17 protein-coding genes are annotated in these 19,573 nt (G+C 47.1%); 4 read left to right on the plus strand and 13 right to left on the minus strand.

The annotated features are described in order from the left end of the window. Nucleotides 1-188, plus strand: a 188-nt coding sequence (locus QUA99_RS13955) for a hypothetical protein (protein WP_333237431.1), incomplete at its 5' end; no start/stop codon positions are given. A gap of 151 nt (nt 189-339) precedes the next feature. Here the strand turns inward: QUA99_RS13955 and QUA99_RS13960 are convergent. The 5 genes from QUA99_RS13960 to QUA99_RS13980 all read right to left on the minus strand — a co-directional run bounded on the left by QUA99_RS13960 (nt 340) and on the right by QUA99_RS13980 (nt 7,694). Continuing rightward, entirely contained in the window at nt 340-516 is a 177-nt protein-coding gene (locus tag QUA99_RS13960) for a type II toxin-antitoxin system HicB family antitoxin (protein ID WP_333237433.1), read from the minus strand. A gap of 100 nt (nt 517-616) precedes the next feature. Continuing rightward, on the minus strand, nt 617-2,026 hold the full coding sequence (locus QUA99_RS13965) for a ferredoxin:protochlorophyllide reductase (ATP-dependent) subunit N (RefSeq protein WP_333237435.1): 1,410 nt from the start codon (nt 2,024-2,026) through the stop codon (nt 617-619). A 477-nt stretch (nt 2,027-2,503) separates the two neighbouring features. Beyond that, complete coding sequence (locus QUA99_RS13970) at nt 2,504-3,943, minus strand: DUF5331 domain-containing protein (protein ID WP_333237437.1); 1,440 nt, start codon at nt 3,941-3,943, stop codon at nt 2,504-2,506. 34 nt (nt 3,944-3,977) lie between these two features. Continuing rightward, on the minus strand, nt 3,978-4,844 hold the full coding sequence (bchL, locus tag QUA99_RS13975) for a ferredoxin:protochlorophyllide reductase (ATP-dependent) iron-sulfur ATP-binding protein (RefSeq protein ID WP_333237439.1): 867 nt from the start codon (nt 4,842-4,844) through the stop codon (nt 3,978-3,980). Nucleotides 4,845-5,510: 666 nt separating this feature from the next. After that, nucleotides 5,511-7,694 (minus strand): CBS domain-containing protein, encoded by a 2,184-nt coding sequence (locus QUA99_RS13980; protein WP_333237441.1) that lies wholly within the window; start codon nt 7,692-7,694, stop codon nt 5,511-5,513. Nucleotides 7,695-7,880: 186 nt separating this feature from the next. Here QUA99_RS13980 and QUA99_RS13985 point away from each other — a divergent pair, with 186 nt between their 5' ends. Then, nucleotides 7,881-10,406 (plus strand): PhoD-like phosphatase, encoded by a 2,526-nt coding sequence (locus tag QUA99_RS13985; RefSeq protein ID WP_333237443.1) that lies wholly within the window; start codon nt 7,881-7,883, stop codon nt 10,404-10,406. A gap of 179 nt (nt 10,407-10,585) precedes the next feature. Here the strand turns inward: QUA99_RS13985 and QUA99_RS13990 are convergent, their stop codons facing one another. Then, nucleotides 10,586-11,140: a Uma2 family endonuclease gene (locus QUA99_RS13990; RefSeq protein ID WP_333237445.1), complete on the minus strand. Its 555-nt coding sequence runs from the start codon at nt 11,138-11,140 to the stop codon at nt 10,586-10,588. A 202-nt stretch (nt 11,141-11,342) separates the two neighbouring features. Between QUA99_RS13990 and QUA99_RS13995 the strand changes: the two genes are divergently transcribed. After that, a complete protein-coding gene (locus QUA99_RS13995) occupies nt 11,343-11,618 on the plus strand; it encodes a hypothetical protein (RefSeq protein ID WP_333237447.1) in 276 nt (91 codons plus the stop codon). Nucleotides 11,619-11,633: 15 nt separating this feature from the next. Here QUA99_RS13995 and QUA99_RS14000 read toward each other — a convergent pair whose 3' ends face one another. Both QUA99_RS14000 and QUA99_RS14005 read right to left on the minus strand, forming a co-directional pair. Further along, a complete protein-coding gene (locus tag QUA99_RS14000; protein ID WP_333237449.1) occupies nt 11,634-11,963 on the minus strand; it encodes a XisI protein in 330 nt (109 codons plus the stop codon). Further along, nucleotides 11,951-12,373 (minus strand): element excision factor XisH family protein, encoded by a 423-nt coding sequence (locus tag QUA99_RS14005; RefSeq protein WP_333237451.1) that lies wholly within the window; start codon nt 12,371-12,373, stop codon nt 11,951-11,953. Before QUA99_RS14005 ends, QUA99_RS14000 begins: the two co-directional genes overlap by 13 nt. A gap of 12 nt (nt 12,374-12,385) precedes the next feature. On the opposite strand from QUA99_RS14005, the gene QUA99_RS14010 reads away from it, so the two are divergent. Beyond that, entirely contained in the window at nt 12,386-12,619 is a 234-nt protein-coding gene (locus QUA99_RS14010; protein ID WP_333237453.1) for a hypothetical protein, read from the plus strand. Here QUA99_RS14010 and QUA99_RS14015 read toward each other — a convergent pair. The 5 genes from QUA99_RS14015 to purS all read right to left on the minus strand — a co-directional run bounded on the left by QUA99_RS14015 (nt 12,603) and on the right by purS (nt 19,430). Next, nucleotides 12,603-14,969, minus strand: coding sequence for a hypothetical protein (locus QUA99_RS14015; RefSeq protein ID WP_333237455.1), 2,367 nt, complete (start codon nt 14,967-14,969; stop codon nt 12,603-12,605). The two genes, QUA99_RS14010 and QUA99_RS14015, sit on opposite strands and share 17 nt — an antisense overlap. Continuing rightward, nucleotides 14,962-17,004, minus strand: coding sequence for an ATP-binding protein (locus tag QUA99_RS14020; RefSeq protein WP_333237458.1), 2,043 nt, complete (start codon nt 17,002-17,004; stop codon nt 14,962-14,964). Before QUA99_RS14020 ends, QUA99_RS14015 begins: the two co-directional genes overlap by 8 nt. Before the next feature lie 138 nt (nt 17,005-17,142). Continuing rightward, nucleotides 17,143-17,946, minus strand: a complete 804-nt coding sequence (locus tag QUA99_RS14025) for a DUF4058 family protein (RefSeq protein WP_333237460.1) — start codon at nt 17,944-17,946, stop codon at nt 17,143-17,145. A gap of 172 nt (nt 17,947-18,118) precedes the next feature. Further along, complete coding sequence (purQ, locus tag QUA99_RS14030) at nt 18,119-18,820, minus strand: phosphoribosylformylglycinamidine synthase subunit PurQ (RefSeq protein WP_333237462.1); 702 nt, start codon at nt 18,818-18,820, stop codon at nt 18,119-18,121. 325 nt (nt 18,821-19,145) lie between these two features. Then, nucleotides 19,146-19,430: a phosphoribosylformylglycinamidine synthase subunit PurS gene (gene purS / locus QUA99_RS14035; RefSeq protein ID WP_333042010.1), complete on the minus strand. Its 285-nt coding sequence runs from the start codon at nt 19,428-19,430 to the stop codon at nt 19,146-19,148. Nucleotides 19,431-19,573: the final 143 nt, after the last annotated feature.

Here is a 19,573-nt window from a genome sequence, read left to right on the forward strand (position 1 = left end):
TACTCACTATTATCTCGGATGATTCACTTTTACCCTCTCAATCCGCGTATGTGCCAGTTGGGGGTGCGGAATGTGGGTTACGGGCTTGTGGCATGGGATTCTGGAAGGGTTGGGGAAAAGTGCACGTGAGCAAAGCTACCCAAAGGAAATTGATTGAAAAGTACGATCGCACCCTGCATCCGCGTTAATCTGCGTTAATCAGCCCGCATCAGCGGTTCATAAAAAAATAAAAGAATAAAAGAGCGATCGCCCTTTAACCCTCCCTCAAACTCGATCGTCCTGTATGCTAAACATCAGCCACCGGTAAAGGAATCTCATCGCCGCACTCACAAGCAGTCTCTACCCACAATTCCTAGCTTCCTGAATATTATCCATCGCTTCCGACAAAGTTTCCCCCACAGACATACAACCCGGAAGGTCTTTTATTATGGCTGTATAACCTTCAGATTCTGGGTAAAAACTGATAGGATATTTCAGGCTCAAGTAATAATCCAGAGATTTAAAATTGACTTTCATCCGCGTTCATCCGCGTTCATCCGTGTTCATCGGCCCTCATCAGCGGTTCATAAAAAAAATAGGGTGAGCAACGCCCACCCTACTATCTTAGTACAAACGATTAAACCTTAGCTTCTTTCTTCACCAAATCACCCCAACCCAAATCCTTCAGCGAATTATTCCGGCGCAGCGGACGAGTCACCAACTCCAAAATATCCCGCGCATTACCAAAGCCGTGAATCTGAGCAAAAGTAAACTCAACAGACCACTTAGTATTAATTCCGCGCGCTTCCAAAGGATTAGCGTGAGCCATACCAGTAATCACCAAATCAATATTCTGCTCGTAAATCCGCTGCAACTGATTGTAATTGTCTGGTTTCTCCACAATCCGAGGAGTAGGAACTCCCATCTCGTGACAAGTCTTTTCTAACAACGCCAACTCGGCCGCCTGATAGCGTTTGTCCATGTAAGGAATGCCAATTTCCGGGCAAGTCATGCCGCAGCGAATCAAGAAACGTGCTAAAGAAATCTCCAGCAAATTGTCTCCCATAAAGAAGACAGATTTGCCGCGAATTATTTGCAGGTAATCTTCCAAACCAGCCCAAATTTGCGCTTCCCGTTCGTCCAAACCTTTTGGTTCAATTCCCAACACAGAGCAAATTTTCTCAATCCAAGCGCGAGTTCCGTCAGGGCCGATCGGGAATGGCGCACCAATTAGCTTACACTTGCGGCGGCGCATCAAGGTAGAAGCTGTGCGCGACAAGAACGGATTCATACCCGATACATAATAACCTTCTTCCAAGACTGGCAATTCTGTGTAGCGCTTGGAAGGAAGCCAACCGGAAACTTTGATTCCTTGCTTCTTCAATTCTAAGGTTAGCTGAGTGACAACCGGATCGGGCAAAGAACCAAAAAGTACCAGCGGTGTGTGCTTGACATATTCCGATTCATCTGCTGCAACTTCCTCTTTTTTCTTGCCGAAATTCAGCAGTTGAGAGATAGCATTGCGTTCTTGTTTCTGAGATTCCATCACGGGCGCTTTCTCAGGACATTTAGCAGCCATCGCTGCTAAAACGGTATCTTCCCCTTGAGTAAAGGCGTAATCCAAGCCGTTAGCGCGAGCCGTGACGATGGGAATGCCAATTTCGGCTTCGAGTTTCGGCGCTAACCCTTCCAAGTCCATTTTAATGATTTCGGTGGTGCAAGTGCCGATCCAAACAATTACACTGGGGTTACGATCGCGCTTAATTTGCAAGCACAGCCGCTTCAACTCCTCATAATCGTTTAACTGAGCGGAAATATCGCCCTCTTCCAACTCAGCCATCGCATACCGAGGCTCAGCAAAAATCATCACGCCCATGGCATTTTGCAAGAAATAGCCGCAAGTTTTAGTACCGATGACTAAGAAAAAGCTATCTTCAATTTTTTGATAAAGCCAAGCTACGCAGCTAATCGGACAAAAAGTGTGATAATTGCCAGTTTCGCATTCAAAGTTTAAAGCTTCGGGTTCAGTAGTAGTAATAGCAGTCATATCTCAAATCTTCTCCCTTTAAATTGTTTTTCGTCTCGAACGGGACAGGCTCGCTAAGCTAGGAAATACCTGTATTTTGTGATCGCCTCGCTGCTCTCGCGCACGAGAGAAGTAGGTTGTTTTTCCTCTCAAACGCGAACAGGCACAGGAGCGAAAAAAAATTTGTTTTTTGCAATCGCGCTTTCGCAGCCAACAATAATAGAAATACCTGATTTTGGGCTAATTCCTCTGAAAAATAGATGCAACAAACTCAATATTTCCGCAGCCGCAGCATCCAAAATTTGAGCTAAAAAATTCTGCGCGAGGGCGGATAATCCCTCACAGCAGGGATTTAGTTTTCTTCTACTCCGCGAGGGCAAAAAGCCTTTTGGCAGTTGTGAGTTTGAGCTAATTAAAAATTAACAACTCGCAACTCACAACTAACAAATAGAGCGGGAAACTTCATCACTAGGAGAGACTCGGGCGATCGCAACAACCTCACTTAAAATCAGATAAAAAGCCGGAAATTTCTTCATCCTCATCGTCGGAATCCAAATCGCCGAGACCTAGAGCATCTAAATCATCTTCGTCAGGATCTCCGGTAGTTGCTTCCCCCAGATCGTCAAGTCCGAGCTCGTCGAGGTCATCCTCATCCGATACAGAGAAATCGTCAATACCGTCTTCGTCCAAGTCGCCCAGATCCATATCTAGGTCATCTGAGGTCGGGGTCCCAAACGGATCGGGTATTTCTTCGGCGACAAACTCTGCATCTTCTTCCCCAAACGGATCGGATATTCCCGATGCGAGATCCCCAGAGGTCAAAGTCCCAAATTGTGAGGCTTCTTCTTCGTCATCGTCGAGGTCGAGACCCTCCAAAGCCGAGGCTTCTTCTTCCTCGTCATCGTCGAGGTCGAGACCGCCCAAAGCCGAGGCTTCTTCTTCGTCATCGTCGAGGTCGAGACCGCCCAAAGCCAAGGCTTCTTCTTCCTCGTCATCGCCCATATCAAAGTCAGATACGGCGTCTTCCTCGTCGTCGCCCATATCGAAGTCAGATACGGCGTCTTCCTCATCGTCTTCGAGACCGAGACCGTCCAAAGCCGAGGCTTCTTCTTCTTCGTCATCGTCCATGTCGAAGTCGGAGACAACTTCTTCCTCGTCATCGCCCAGGTCGAAGTCGGAGACAACTTCTTCCTCGTCATCGCCCAGGTCGAAGTCGGAGACAACTTCTTCCCCATCATCGCCCAGGTCTAAGTCGGAGTCAGATTCTTCCTCAAACTCATCAAAGGATTCCTCCTCGGAGCTAAGTGCTGAGGCTGCTGCTGCCAGACCTGCGACTCCGGCGACTCCGGCGACTACTCCGGCTGCTGCTAAGGCCGCACCGCCTAATTTATTAGAATTGGCATCAGCGGGTGCAGCTTGCTCGATACCTGCTGCGGGTGCAGCTTGCTCGATACCTGCTGCGGGTGCAGCTTGCTCGATACCTGCTGCGGGTGCAGCAGTTGCGGTTTGAGCTGCTGCAGGTGCAGCAGTTGCGGTTTGAGCCGCTGCGGGTGCAGCAGTTGCGGTTTGAGCTGCTGCGGGTGCAGCAGTTGCGGCCGCTGGCGGTGCTGCGGTTGTGGGAGATTGGCCCGCCGTCTGTGGCGCGATATTTGAGGGCATACCCAGCGCCAGGTCGGGGTCAAAATTTAGCCCCAACACTTCGATCAGGCTGTCTGCATCCGGCTTGAGTTTTGAGAAGGGCAGCATTAATTGCTGGAGTTCCGGCTCCAGGGCAGCCGCAATTCCCAGGATGAGGTAAGAAACAGGCCTTTTCCCGCCGTCGGGTGTGGCGACCGTGTTGTCAGCCGTCATGTGCAGGAGCAGCCAAGCCCGATTTACCTGGTAGTAGTCCAACCACTTCTGTTTGAGAGCAACTGAAAAAGTATCAAAAAAAGCCATAACCTCTTTATCCTCATCCTGATCGCTAGACCTATTAAACCATCATCAGGTCTAGCTCATCTTCCTCCTTCTTGACCACAGGTTGAACTGGATTTAGATAAAAATCTGAAAGCAACGAGAATAATTCGCGATCCGGCAAGTCGTTGGGCACTACTCCTTCGGGTCTTGCCAAAATCTGGTCGGCGATGTTGAGGTAGTAATCGCAGACGTAGTTTAGGGAAGAATCGGTCTCGGCCATTTCAAACAAAGTTTTGCCTTTGACACGAGAAACGCGGATGTCTTCAATCAGGGGCAGCACTTCCAGCACTGGCATGGGTACGGAGTCTACGTACTTGTCGATCAAGTCGTGCTTTGAGGTGCGGTTGCCAATTAAACCGGCGAGCCGCAACGGGTGAGTGCGGGCTTTTTCGCGGACTGAGGCGGCGATGCGGTTGGCAGCAAATAAAGCGTCGAAGCCGTTGTCGGTAACAATCATGCAGTAGTCGGCGTAGTTCAATGGGGCTGCAAAACCGCCACACACTACGTCGCCGAGCACGTCGAACAGGATGATGTCGTATTCCTCGAAGGCATTGAGTTCTTTGAGCAGTTTGACGGTTTCGCCTACTACGTAGCCGCCGCAGCCAGCTCCTGCTGGAGGACCTCCTGCTTCTACGCAGTCAACGCCGCCGTAGCCTTTGTAGATGACATCTTCGGGCCAAACGTCTTCGTAGTGATAGTCCTTTTGCTGAAGGGTGTCAATAATTGTGGGGATTAAGAAGCCAGTGAGGGTAAATGTGCTGTCGTGCTTTGGATCGCAACCGATTTGCAAAACTTTCTTGCCGCGCTTGGCTAGGGCAACGGAGATGTTGCAGCTTGTTGTCGATTTGCCAATTCCACCTTTTCCGTAAACTGCGAGTTTCACTCTTTGTTCTCCTATAGGTTTCTATCAAAACTATCGGGGCTGGGGTTTCACGCTTTTTTTCGATCGCCCAACTGCACCCAACTGCAATAGCCCAATTGCAGTCCCCGACTGCAATGCCATTCCTGTGAATTTGGGAGTCGGCGCAACTTAGCTTGTTGAAAGCATTATTAGCTAACTTGCGAGGAAAAGAAAGGGGGCGATCAAATTAAAATGCTAGTAAATTTGTGTATTTTCCATCTTTGGGGATATTAGCTTTTTTTTTGACTTACCAATCAATTTTTAGAATGTTTTTAGATTTTAAATTTCTTTTATAATACTTTCTTAATATAAAGAGGTACAAAAATAAAACAAAAATTAACTTCTCAAACAATCTCGGCTTTTGGCTTTGGGGCTAGGATGCAGGCAGTTGATGGCTTGTGCGGGTAACTTGAAAGGGTACAAAGGGCCTGCAAACTCCAAGTGAGTTGGGCTGATTTGGGTCTGGGGAGGGCAAAGTTATAGGATTTGAGATTTGAGATTTGAGATTTAAGATGGGGAAAGATTGATTTTGCTGGGGTTTCTGGTGTTTTGTAAAAAATTGTGAATTTTTAGGAATTGGTGGGGAGATGGGGAGATGGGGAGATGGGGAGATGGGGAGATGGGGAGATTATGATTTCTGCCACATGACTAATGACTGCTGACTGCTGACTCATGACAACTGACTATCGGAATCTCGATCGCAAACTCAGTGCCCCGTCCAGTTTCCGAAACGCAGTCGAGCCGCCCCCCGTGCTGTTCCACAACTAAGTGGTAGGAAATAGAGAGTCCCAACCCCGTACCCTTGCCGACGGGTTTGGTAGTAAAAAACGGATCGAATAATTGGCGGCGAATCTCCTCCGGTATGCCCCGCCCGTTGTCGGAAATGCGGATCGCCACAAAATCACCGCCTACAACTTCAGTGCGAATTGTAATAGTGGGAAGAGTCAATGGAGAAGTAGAATTTAACGGCGGTGAATTTTTCGCATTTCTCCTAGCCCATTGCCCGTTCTGGATTTCTTCATCCAAAGCATCAATAGCATTGCCAAGAATATTCATAAACACCTGATTGATCTGACCGCCACAGCACTGGATCTGAGGCAAATTGCCGTATTCTTTAATAATGTTAATAGATGGATGTCCGCCGTGAGCTTTGAGCCGGTGCTGCAAAATCAACAAAGTGCTTTCAAGTCCCTCGTGAATGTCAACGAGCTTGATGTTAGATTGATCCGATCGCGAAAAATTGCGCATCGACAAAACTATTTGGCGTATGCGCTCGGTTCCGACTTGCATAGAAGACAGGATCTTAGATAAGTCTTCCACCAAAAAATCGATTTCCATCTCTGTTGCAGCTTCCCGAATTTCCGAGACTGGTTCGGGATAGTGCTGCTGGTAAAGTTTCACGAGTTGGAGTAATTCTTTGATGTAGTGGCTGGCGTGGGAAAGGTTGCCGTAGATAAAATTAACAGGATTGTTAATTTCGTGAGCGATACCGGCAATCATTTGTCCCAAAGAAGACATTTTTTCAGTTTGCACAAGTTGAGTTTGAGTTTGCTGCAACTTTCGCACAGTTTCCTCTAATTGCTGCGCTTGATTTTTCAAGCAAGTTTGCTTTCGCCGCAGCACTTCTTCGACTCGCTGGCGCTTGATAATATCCCGTCTCAACAATTCATTTGATTCTAAAAGTTGAGCGGTGCGTTCTTCAACTTGTTTTTTTAAGTCGTCATGAGCTTGGCGCAGGGCTTCTTGAGCCCGCTGCCGCTCTAAAATTTCTTGCTGCAAAAGTTCGTTGGCTTTCTGCAATTGGGAGGCTCGATCGTCAACTGCTTGCTGCAAAAGCTCGATCGTCCCGTACATTTCTGATTGGTTAAAAACTTGTGGCAAACTTGTTACAGAGACAACGCCCAAAAGTTCTCCGTGACTGCCAACTACTACCAAACGGCGGACACAGTGCCGCTGCATCGACTGATGGGCGCTCCAGAGGGAATCGGCGGGAGATATGCAAAATAAAGGCGCACTCATGACCATTGCCGCCGGGATTTCCGAGAGGTTTAATTCGAGGGCGTGAAACTGCACAATATCCCGCTCGGTGACAATGCCGATCGGCAGAAGGTAATTTTCTATTGGTGCGATCGCCCGCTGTGGATGCTGAGTTTGCTCTTCGACAATGACGACGCAACTAACTCGATACTTGACCATGAGTTCGGCTAAATCGAGGGCTGAGGCAGTTTTTGGGGCCGAAATGACATCTTTAGCCATGACATCTGCTGCACAGCGCAAATTGGTTAGCAAGTTAACCGGTTGCAGGGCTTCGTGAATGGCTTCGCGGGTGATGAGGCCCAGAAGTCGCGAGTCTTCGTCCACCACGGGCAAATGCCGAATCTGATGCTGGCGCAACGTGAATATAGCTGTGAAAATATCTTGAGACTCGGATTGTTTGAGGGTAATGGGCGATCGAGTCATTACGTCAGCAATTGTCAGTCCTACCGCACAAGCTGCTACGGTAGTTAGCTTGACGATATCTCGTTCTGTAAAAATGCCGATCGGCCGATTATCTTCCACAACTAACACGCAACTGCGCTTGGCCGGACTCGGAAGAGCGTGTGGTTTTTCGCCATAAAGCAGACAGGAGACACGCATCGGGTTCATCAAAGCCAACACTTGGGCGATCGGGGTTTCTGGAGCCACGGTGAGGGGGTGGCGGTCGATCGCCCGATCTAAAGGTGACGAGTAGAGCGGCGGACTGTTGGGCCGCCCGGCGGGTTCTGAGGTTTTAATTGCTGGCGGCTGGGGGGCTGAATCTAGGAACTGCTGTAATTTTTCTTCTTGTAGCATGGTTGATTATTAATTTTACTTAATGAATTGTTACAATTTTGCAGACTGGGGTTGGCAGACTTAGCATTAATTAAGCGGATTACAGATGCTCGATCGCCTGAAATTTCATTGCTAGAAAACCCCTGATTGAATTTTTATTTTTTAAATCCTATGTCGTGGACGCCATTAAGTCATCGAATTCATCATTTGCCGCTCATCCTTGCGGGCCCGATTTTGCGCCGGACTGAAAGTCGGGCCGTGACAGTTTGGCTGGCTCTGAAAGCACCCCGCCAAGTCGAACTCAAGGTTTATTCCACAGAGGGCGGAACCGGCGAAATTGTCGGGGTGCCGTTACTCCAAGGTGCGAACTCTACCGTGCAGCTCGGCAAATACCTGCACGTAGTGGCGGTGACTGCTAAACAGATCGACAGCAATGTCTTGACATCCGGGCAAATTTATGCTTATGACATTGAGTTTACTGGGAGTCGGGAATCGCCGTCGGTTGCAGTCCCAGAAAATGAGAAAGAAAATCTCATTTCTTGTCTGTGGCCGGCATCCCCTGATTCGTCGGCTTTGGGCCCGGAGACCATCGGTTATTTCGCTCACCAGTTGCCGACTTTTGCCCTGCCGCCGAAAGATTTAAACTATTTGCGTATCGTTCACGGTTCTTGTCGCAAGCCCCACGGAGACGGCAGAGATGCCCTGCCAATTTTGGATAATTCGATCGAACAATTTGCAGGAACGGCAAATAGCAGGCCCCACCAACTGTTTTTAACGGGCGACCAAATTTACGGCGACGACGTTGCCGATGCGATGCTGTGGGCCCTGACTGATGCTGGCGATACCCTGTTGGGCTGGGAAGAGAGTCTACCCCTGATGGATGATGCCCAAATTAAAAAGAATTTGTGTATCAGTATACCTAAAAATGCGGAAAACGAAAATGCAGTTGGTCATGAGAGGGAAATTTTTAGAGAGTCACCTATTCAGAAACCCTCTGATGCTAAGTATGAGTCCAAAAAACCAATTGAGTTACAGCCGGGGACTCGCAGCGATATTGCCAGAGATTTTGGCGGCTTTACGGCGATGTTGGTGAATAAACCCAAAAATGCTAAAAGTCACTTGTTTAGCTTGGGCGAATATTGCGCGATGTATTTGTTAGTTTGGTCGCCGGTACTTTGGTGCGATCGTTTTCCGAAGGGTAAGGATATTTGTCCAAATTCTAAGCAGGCAAAAGTCTGGGATAGAGAAGTTGTTGAACTTGACGGTTTTGCTCGCAATTTGTGGAGGGTGAGGAGGGCGCTAGCGAATATTCCTACTTATATGATTTGCGATGACCACGATGTTAGCGACGATTTGTATTTGAATCGAGAGTGGTGTTACCGGGTGCTGGGGAAGCCGCTGGGCCGCCGCGTGGTGCAGAATGCTTTGGTGGCTTACGCTGTGTTTCAGGCTTGGGGGAATACGCCCGCACAGTTCGATCGCGAAAAACCGGGTGATAAATTATTAAAAGCTGCTGAAAAATGGTCGGATTCGGCGGGGAATGATGTTTCTGCTTGGGAGGAGGCGGCTTCGTATTTGGGAATTCCAGGACTCGATCCGAAAACTAACTTACCTAAGTTGAAATTAGACGAAGATGTTTTTATTTTGGATCGGGATGGCGAGGGTGTAAGTGAGGTTTTGAATTGGCATTTTACTGTAAGAAGTTTTAAGCACGAGGTGATTGTGCTGGATACGCGGAATTGGCGGGGTTATCCGGTGAAAAGTGCGATCGATCCGCCGATGCTTTTGACTCACAAAGGTTTTGAAGAGCAAATTCAGAAACCTTTGAAGGAGACTGATTTGCTGAATAAAACTGGGGAGTTTGAGATTGAGGCCACGCTGGTAGTGGTGCCGACTAATTTGGTGGGTTTGTGGATTATTGATGCGGTGCAAAAGCGGGATGTGGAACAGGGGAAGGTTTTTAATAGCGATGCGGGAGATGCTTGGAATTTTCACGAGTTGGCTTTTGTGAAGCTGTTGTCGGAGTTTTTTAAGCAGCGCAATCGGGTGATTGTGTTGACGGGGGATATTCACTATGCTGCTGCTGTGCGGCTGAGTTATTGGTCTGATTGTCATTTTGGCGATTCTAGGCCGAATATTGAGCCTTTGACGAGGGATAATTATCGGTCAAATTGTCAATATTCTGTGCTGGCGCAGTTGACTGCTAGTGCTTTTATCAATGAGGAGTGGAAAACGCATTTAATTCATACTAAGATTAAGTCGCTGCTTCCTGAGCGATCGCACGAATGTTTGGGATGGAATGAGCCGCTGGAATTAATGAAAATTTCGAGGAGTGGCAAAAAGAAAGCTCTGGCGGCTGCTGTCAGGAACAGACAATCTCTGCCTGATTGGGGGTATCGGATTGACTGGATTAAACGGCAAAGAGCTCGGGTGTTTTTGGTGCTAGAAAAGGGAACTGCGTCAGATAGATCGCATAAAAATAAACAATTGTCATTCCTGCGTAGGTTGTGGAATTTTATATCGCTGTTGTGGCGCAATCGCTGGCTGCAAGAGGGTGATGAGATTGTGGGATATGGCAATATTGCGATCGTCAGTTTTCAGTGGCCGGAGGATAGTGATGGGGATAAGGCGGTGATGCAGAATGTTTATTGGCGGCCGCTTTGGGAGCCGGATAGTGTGGTTTACAGTCAGTATTTTGTTCCGCTGGGATTGGATGAGCCAAGGGTTGATTGATCGGGTGTTCTGCATTTAAATTTAACTTTTTGGGCGTTGCTCAAAGCCCACCCGACGGGTTGAAGAGTGGATCGCCGATTTTCCAAAAAGTCGATCGCGCGGAGAAGATACGGCGAAGATACGGCGGTTGAAACCGCGTCTACACGAGATTTTACCCGGATGATGCGCGGGTTGAAGGCCTAATCCTCTAATAATCGATCGATCGAAACTGCAACATCGGGAAATGCTAGCGGATTGATATTACCCTGAGTTAGAGTTTCTCTGAATTGATAGCCGTCATTTGTAGGCGAGCGAAATACTATCAATTCCATTGTTCGCAAATTGATGACCCAATACTCAGAAATGCCCGCTTGGGCGTAAATTTTGGTTTTAATTTCCAAGTCTTTACTGAGAGTAGAGTTTGAGTATTCAATCAGCCAAAAAATGTTTTCTGGATAGGGGTGATGTTCTCGGTAATCTCGTCCCAGACGTTGAACGACAGCGATATCGGGTTGTGGCTCAGAGTTGCTTGACGATAAGGTAATTGGCTTACCTTGGCGGACTTTTGCCCGATCGCCCAGCAAGTAAATTAGGTACTCTCCACCCTCATCGCTGGAGTAAGCATGGGATTCTCCTTCGGGGGCCATTTCGATGATTTCTCCACCTATTAATTCAACGTTTCGCCGTTCCAGAATACCGGCGGCAATCATATGGTGGTAGTCTTCAACTGTCCATTTTACAGTCGTGACGCTCACGGTGATTATTCCTATTATTTTATTCTCATTTTAGACTGCTTTTGCCGTTTGCGATCGCCCGTTTCCCAAAAAGTCGATCGCCCGTTTCCCAAAAAGCCGAGATCCCTTCCCCTTCTCCCGCAGTTGGGTAAAATTGACAAAATTTGATATTTTTGCTATAATTCCCTGAAATTAATCACAATTAAAGCTCAACTATAAATATATGGAAGCTGTAATTGAAAGCATTGTAAGTAAGCTGCGTTATTTAGGTAAACCGCAGCTAGAATTTGTTCTTAATTTTGTAAATTTCCTAACTTGGCAGTCAGCGCCGGGCCTGTTATCAAGAGTAAGTGATTCTGATGCAGAAATCAGCGATCGCGAGTTTGAAATACTTTTAGATGAATTGGCTGATGAGTCCATTAAAAACATGGGAGTAAATGTCCCTATGCTATCGGATTTTGCGGTGAGTCGTGCTGGTATCTATGAGGATCATCCCTAGCGCCGAATGAATCATTTAACTAACAGCGTATTCGGTAAACTTTCTAGTAAAATCAGACTTAAAAGCAAGTACGATATCAGTTTTTGGGACTCCGAATTCGACCAATTCTTCAGCTATTCCTGTATCTGTCCTATCCTGTTGAATCCAGATTTTATCATCTTTAAGCTCAATGTGAACTGAAACGCCGTAGACTCTTAATTGGTCGTTCCAGCCTGCGAGAATAACCAGGTAATTACCGCTTTCGCGATCGCGAATAATTTTAACTTCTGTTCCTTCTCGTACAACCATGTCTGAGAAGTTGTTCAGAATTTTGTCGATCGCTTCAGTATAGTTTAATTTCTCCACAATACAATTTCCTCCGAATCTGGCCGAAAAATAATTAGCTTGATATCGTATTCTTCCACACGTCCTTGAATGAATTTCAATCTAAATAATTCATCGTAGGTTTCTAAAGGAACTGCTAAATACAGAATCAAATCTGGCATAATATCTCTCAATGCCGATCGACAGTTGAGAAATTGACCGAGGGCTGCATGAAACTGGTAGAAATCCGATTGCTCTCGAAAGCTCTTGACTTCCACAGCTATTTTTCGACCTGCTTTTTCTGCACTGATTAACTTTTCTGCGGTCAAATCGATAAACATTGCTAAACCTTCGTCATCGACTTGCACCCGAAAGTTTTCACGAATAACTATCCATCCGTCTTTTTGTAAGGCAGTTTTGACAGTATCGTGAAAAATATCTTTAGCAGGCATTTAGAAACTCCGTTGCTCTCACTCTCTATTTTATACCAATCATTAAAACCCGATCGCCCCAATCAACCCAAAAACCCGATCGCACATTTCTCTCAAATTCGCTCGCCCATCCACAAAAAACCCGATCGCCCATCAACCAAAAACCCGATCGCGGGGCCCCAGAAACCGGGTTTTTTCCGAAATACTTCGGTACAACCCACAGATTCGGGCAAAAACCCGGTTTCTTGGATTATCGCCCGCCGCTAACTCCCTCCAATCTCAGGAAATGCACCCGGCCCGATCGATCGCCCGCTACAACTGTCACTCCATCAGGGGCGATCGCACAGCAAGCAAACCCACCATCTCCGCTGAAACTAGCAACCTCATTGCCACTCAGCAGATCCCAGATTTTCACAGTTTTATCGTCTGAAGCCGAAACCGCTATGAGGCCGTCCGGGGCGATCGCGACGGCATATACCCCCTGAGTATGACCGATGAGAGTTCTCAATTCGCTGCCACTGTCGATGTCCCAGATTTTGAGGGTGTGATCCCTTGAAGCCGAAATTGCTTGCTTGCCGTCGGGTGCGGTCGCTACTGCTGTTACACTGTGAGTATGACCGGTGAGAGTTATCAGTTCCCTACCGCTGTTTATGTCCCAGATTTTGAGGGTGTTATCCCCTGAAGCCAAAAGGTTGTAATCCCCTGAAGCCGAAATCGCTATGAGGCCGTCTGGTGCGATCGCGACTGCAAATACCTCCTGAGTATGACCGGTAAGAGTTCTCAATTTCCTGCCACTGTCAATGTCCCAGACTTTTAGGGTTTTATCCCCTGAAGCGGAAATTGCTGTTTTGCCATCTGGTGCGATCGCTACTCCCCATACCTGTTGCGTATGACTGGTGAGAGTTCTCAATTTCCTGCCACTGTCGATGTCCCAAATTTTCAGGGTTCTATCCCAGGAACCGGAAATTGCTCGCTTGCCGTCTGGTGCGATCGCGACTGCTGATACCATATCAGTGTGACCGGTCAGAGTTCTCAGTTCCCTCCCGCTGTCTGTGTCCCAGATTTTGAGAGTGCGATCCCTTGAAGCCGAAATCGCTGTCTTGCCGTCTGGTGCGATCGCGACTGCATATACCTCCCGAATATTACCAGCAATAGTTCTCAATTCTCTGTCGCTGTCTATGTCCCAGATTTTGAGGTTGCTATCGTTTGAAGCGGAAATTGTCGTCTTGCCGTCGTATGCGATCGCGACTGCTGTTACCGCATAAGTATGACCGGTGAGAGTTCTCAATTCTCTGCCACTGTCGATGTCCCAGATTTTGAGAGTGCGATCCCTTGAAGCGGAAATCACTCGTTTGCCGTCGGGTGCGATCGCGACGGCAAGTACCACACCAGTATGACCGATGAGAGTTCTCAATTCCCTACCGTTGTCGATGTCCCAGATTTTCAGAGTTTTATCGCCTGAAGCTGCCGAAATTGCTCGTTTCCCGTCTGGTGCGATCGCAACTGATAATAGCGACCTAAAATGACCGAGGATAGTTCTCAATTCCCTGCCACTGTCGATGTCCCAGATTTTCAGGGTTTTATCCCCGTACCAGATTTTGTTATCGCCTGAAGCCGAAATCGCTCGTTTGCCGTCTGGTGCGATCGCGACTGCTGTTACCGCATAAGTATGACCGATGAGAGTTCTGAGTTCCGTGCCACTGTCGATGTCCCAGATTTTCAGGGTTTTATCCTCTGAAGCTGAAATTGCTCGTTTGCCGTCTGGTGCGATCGCGACTGCTAATACATAACCAGTATGACCGGTAAGAGTTCTGAGTTCCGTGCCGCTGTCGATGTCCCAGATTTTCAAAGTTTTATCCTCTGAAGCCGAAATTGCTCGTTTGCCGTCTGGTGCGATCGCTACTCCCCATACCTCGCCAGTATGACCGATGAGAGTTCTGAGTTCCGTGCCACTGTCGATGTCCCAGATTTTCAGGGTTTTATCCCCTGAAGCCGAAATCACTCGTTTGCCGTCCGGTGCGATCGCGACTGCTTTTACCCCGTCAGTATGACCGGCAAGCGTCCGCAGCGCACCCTCATTTGCCCTTTCCAGATTAGCCTTCAAAGGCCGCAGCCAAGGAGTATTTTTCGACTGCTTTGCTTGTTCTAGCATGGCTTGAATGTCATCAGGAGACGAGATTTTTTCCGTCACTTTTTTGACAGGTTTACGGGGGGGAAACCTAGAAATTAATGGTAAATACTCCCAAAAATACTTAGATTCATCTATAATCATAGTTATTTCATCAGGTAGCAACCTCCCCAATAAATGCCCTGCCAATTGCGTTTTATCCATTTCCAAAACGTGAGCAGACTTGCGAATTGCTCCTTGAATCAAATTCAGAGTTTCACTTGGCTCCTTCGACAACAAAACATCAGAAACTCTCGCCAAATCGTAATCCTCAATTAACGCTTGTACCCCCAACGCATCCAACTTCGCCTCAAGAAAATCGAAATCCGTCAACAACTGATACAGCCTTTCCCCTTGAACAGTATCCGCCAAATGCCCCGGCAAAGTTTCCAAAGCATAAAGCCGCTTTTTCGGCGACATTTTCCCCAACCGTTCTTTAAACTTACTCATCGCCGTACAAATCCTCCCACAAATTATCAGAAATCGCCGTTTCGATATCCCGCAGCGAAACCCCTGCTCTCTGCACGACATCTTTGCGGTGGATAAATCTTTGGAAACTTGCGTGATAGATACTGTAATCCGGCGGAGTGTCGCTGCTGCGCCGTAAAAACTGTTCCCAATCATCGAGAACTTCCTGCAAATCTAAGGCATCTTCCTCAGCAAAATCCGCCAAAATATCGCAGGAAACAGGCTTGCGAGTTTTGGTCAACAAATAAATCACCTTCAACTTCCGGCGGCGCAATTCTTTATCTTTAACCGCCATTTCCATGCGCGCCCAGTGCTTCTCATAATAACCTTCCAACTCCCTCGGCAAATCTTGCAAATTCACATCGCTGTACTTGCCGCTATCGATATCATTCAGCACATAGCGCAGGTACATAAAATTATTCTGGCTTTTTTCCGCCACCGCCGCCACAAACTGTTCCCGCTGCAAATTTTGACGGCTAATCCAATTCTGAATTGACGCGCTGTTGCTGGTGCGTTTGTCAATATAAACCTTGACATCAGCTAAACTTTCTGCACTGTACTGCATCAAATCAAAAACCTGATGATTTGGCAAACGCAGAGTTTCCGGCCGCTTCGACACAATAAAATAAACATTATCCGGCAAAGCATCAGGCAAATAGAGGACATTGCTGCCACGCCCATGATCGCTCAGATCGACTTCATCGAGGGCATCCACAACACAAACTAACTTTTTTACGCCCAGTTTAGCACTCACTTCCCCCAACAATCGACTGAGAAAATTGCCATCTGTAGTCGCATTTTCTGGCAATTTTGGGTAATCCAGTTTAAAGGCTTGAATTAACTGAGTGCAGGCATTTTCAAGAAATTGCTTTGCCTTAACCGTGCCTTGAGATTGCGAGTTAAAATGGACAACACAGCGCCGCTTCATCAGCAGCACTAACTTCGCCATAATTGAAGTTTTCCCGACACCCGGATCGGCTTCTAAAACAAAATATCCTTTAGGCTTTTTCTGCAGAAATTCGATAATTGCTTCAAACACAAATCGGCGGCCAGTAAAGTCTTGAGTGCGGTCTTGAATAATCGTTTCGCACTCGTAGGGAAGCGGCAATTGAGGCGCGGAAGTATCAACAAATCGTTCCAGTGATGTTTTAATTTGCGCCAAATCGTCCCGAATGCCAATTTCGAGCGCTGACAATTTCACCATCACTTGACAAATCTGCTGCCCAGTTGCCACCGCCTCCAACTTGTGCAGAATTTCCCCATTTTGCAGCCCTAAATCTTTGAGTTCCGCCAAAGCAATTTGGTGCAGATTCAACAGCATCGCCGCAAACTTTTCTCCTCCCTTCGCCGCATCTTGTTTCAGCACTTCGCGGTACGCTTTCGGGAAAGTTGCGTACAGCTTGTCCGCCACAAATTCCACAATTTCCGCATCGAAGGATTTCCCCTGGCTGGCCGCGAATTCGTTGACGAAAGTTGCCCAATCTGCCGTTGTCAATCCGGTAACTCGATCGAACTCCTCGGCATCGGCAGAAAAAATCTTGGTTAACTGGTCTTCGGAAATATTTAAACCCCTTGACAAATCGGCTGTATTCGTGTTAATCTCCAGCCAGTATTCAGGAGTTTTCTCGGCTAATTGACTGAGTGCTGTTTCTGGATAAGGCAAATTTTTGGTTTCGGCGATCGCAATTAATTGATCCGCCTTCGCAAGCTCTCTCAAAATATAGCCGATTGCCTCACCCGCCGCCTTAATCAAATCGTGATTATCGAGAATATTCCGATTTTTTCCCAACCGTTCAGACATCCGATTTCCGAGGTCATTAGCCGCGATATTCCCGGCGATACCGCCAGCAATCGCTGCTAAGATAGAAACTCCCCCAATTGCGATCGTACTGCCCGTTAAACCCGTTGCTAGCACTCCCGGATTGGCGATCGCATTTGAAATAAGTTGCCCGACAGCCATCACAGCACTGCATCCAATAACCCTAGTTTTAAAATTAGCTAAGTTTATTAGCGGCATAAAATAAATATTCCTCTTTTAAATAGTTGGTAGTAATTATATCTTGTCGGCTGCCGTTTAGTCCGTCACTGCGAAATTTTCAAGTGGATTTAGAGATTGTCGATCGCGACTAACCCTAGGATATAAAGTAAAATATAATTAATTATCTCGAAGTTCTTTTTCTTGCAAAATTTGGGTAGCCCAAACCCGCTGTTCTTCCGATAGAGACGGTACGGGTTCTCGATTATAGTCGATCCGATAATCATAGCCAGCGCGATCGTAAACACCTCCAAATATTTCGGGTAAATTAACAATAGGTTCTACATCTTCCTCGCGCAAGGGAAGCGGAAATATAGGTAGAGAATCGCAGAGATTAAAAGCATAAAGTTCGGCAAACGGACGGCGATTACTGGGACTGACTAAAATCCGATAATCGCTTTGAATAGAATTATTAAGAATGGGCATAGATTCCCATTTTCGTAGTAAATCGATTTCGACTAAATTGGTTAAGCTACCTAAAATACTCTGGCGTTTTTTGAGATAAGTAATTCTTCCTTCTCCACTACGTTTGTTGACAGGAGAAAGAATTTCAATTGCGGTGACAACTTGTTTCGTTGCCATTTCTCGCACTTCCAAGTAAGTCTGTTTAATTTTTTCAGGAGCAGGCACTTTAACCGTAGTCGGAAGTGTTATACTTACAGTGGCAACTGAACCTGTAGGAATATTCGGGTTATTAGATTGACGCTTAATCGCGACATCGGGGATACCTACTAAAAGGGACTCGTCGTTACTTTCATTTAAATCGGTAATTTCATAGATGCGTTTGTCAATTGCCACCTCATATTTAGGGCGAATTTGAGGCATGATGGTATCAGCGATCGCGATAATCAATCGATTGTGAGTTTCCTGCCAGAAATCGGGGTTTTCTAAGTAGGGGTCCATTCCAGGAAAGGGTGAAGGCATAGGACTGTTTTCCGATGTATTGACTTTCAACTCATTTTAGCATTTTTAATTTTGTAGGTGCGTCGCTGCGAGAGTTTCGAGTGTCCCTGAAAAGTAGGGACACGGCATTGCCGTTTCCCTACAATAGCGACGCACCCTACGGTATCTACAACAAATATCGCAAATATTGCAACTACAAAACAGCAGCAACAGTAGCCATCAACAACCCTTGAAACAATTTCACCCCATCAGTTTCGCCCAACATCGGATCGGATGCCCGTTCTGGATGCGGCATCATTCCTAATACATTGCCCGCCCGATTACAAATGCCGGCAATATTATTTAACGAACCGTTGGGATTGCCAGCATCGCTAATTTTGCCCGCCTCTGTGCAGTAGCGAAACAGCACTTGCTCGTGGTCTTCTAACTCTGCTAATGTATCCGCATCAGCATAATAGTTGCCTTCACCGTGGGCGATCGGCAAATCGATGATTTCACCCGTAGTATAAGCCGCAGTCCAACGAGTATTACCCCGTACAACTTTCAAAGAAGCGCGATCGCAAATAAAATTCAATCCCGCATTCCGCACCAGAGCACCGGGCAACAAACCAGCTTCAGTCAACACCTGAAAACCGTTGCAGATGCCTAATACAAGCTTTCCTTGTTTCGCGTGTTCCGCAGTAGCCCGCATCGCCGGAGAAAAACGGGCGATCGCGCCGCACCGCAAATAATCTCCGTAACTGAAACCGCCGGGAATTACAATGACATCAATATCCGAAATATCGGTATCTTCGTGCCAAATCATCCGCGTCGGTTGGTGGAGTAACCCTTGAGTCACCCACACCACATCGCGATCGCAATTTGAACCAGGAAAAACAATAACTCCAAATTTCATAAGCTGAAGGAAGAGGGAAGAAGGAAGAGGGAAGAAGGAAGAGGGAAGAAGGAAGAGGGAAGAAGGAAGAGGGAAGAAGGAAGAGGTGTCAACATAAGACTAAAATCTTATGTTTTTCTCGCTTGTCTCTAAGTCTCGATCCCCCTAAATCCCCCTTAAGAAGGGAGACTTTGAGTCGTTCTAGTTCTTGTGTTTTTAACGAAGACTTTGAACGCTCTTGTTCTCGCTTTTTAACAAAGACTTTCAAAACCCTCTTGTCCCCCCCTTATTAAGGGGGGTTAGGGGGGGATCTCCGGGTTTAAAAACACCCTAGGGACGATCGCATTTAGGCCGCCGCTGTCTCCACAGCAACAGGAATTTCAGTCAAATCAAAGCGATAATTTTCAATCACTGGATTGGCCAAAAGTTGGTCGCAAACGCGATCGAGTTGTTCGCGGGCCTCCGACTCACCAGCAGCAGTCAGCGTCAATTCAACGTATTTCCCGATACGCACGCGCTCAACATTGTCGTATCCCATGTGTTGCAAACCAGACTGTACGGCAGTGCCGGCGGGGTCTAAAACCGAAGGGCGGAGGGTAACATAGATTTGGGCAAGATATTTCTGAGTCACGGGAATGTTGCGGTAGGTGATGTGAAAGTTAGCGCCATTTTATTCTACAACCGAGCTGCGCGCCGATCGCCATTTAACTCCCCCAAGTGAGATAGCCTAGAAATAGGGACAAATTTGATTCCAGCAGATTCGAGAAAAAAATT

This window comes from Microcoleus sp. F10-B2 (assembly GCF_036704965.1).
Lineage (GTDB): Bacteria > Cyanobacteriota > Cyanobacteriia > Cyanobacteriales > Microcoleaceae > Microcoleus.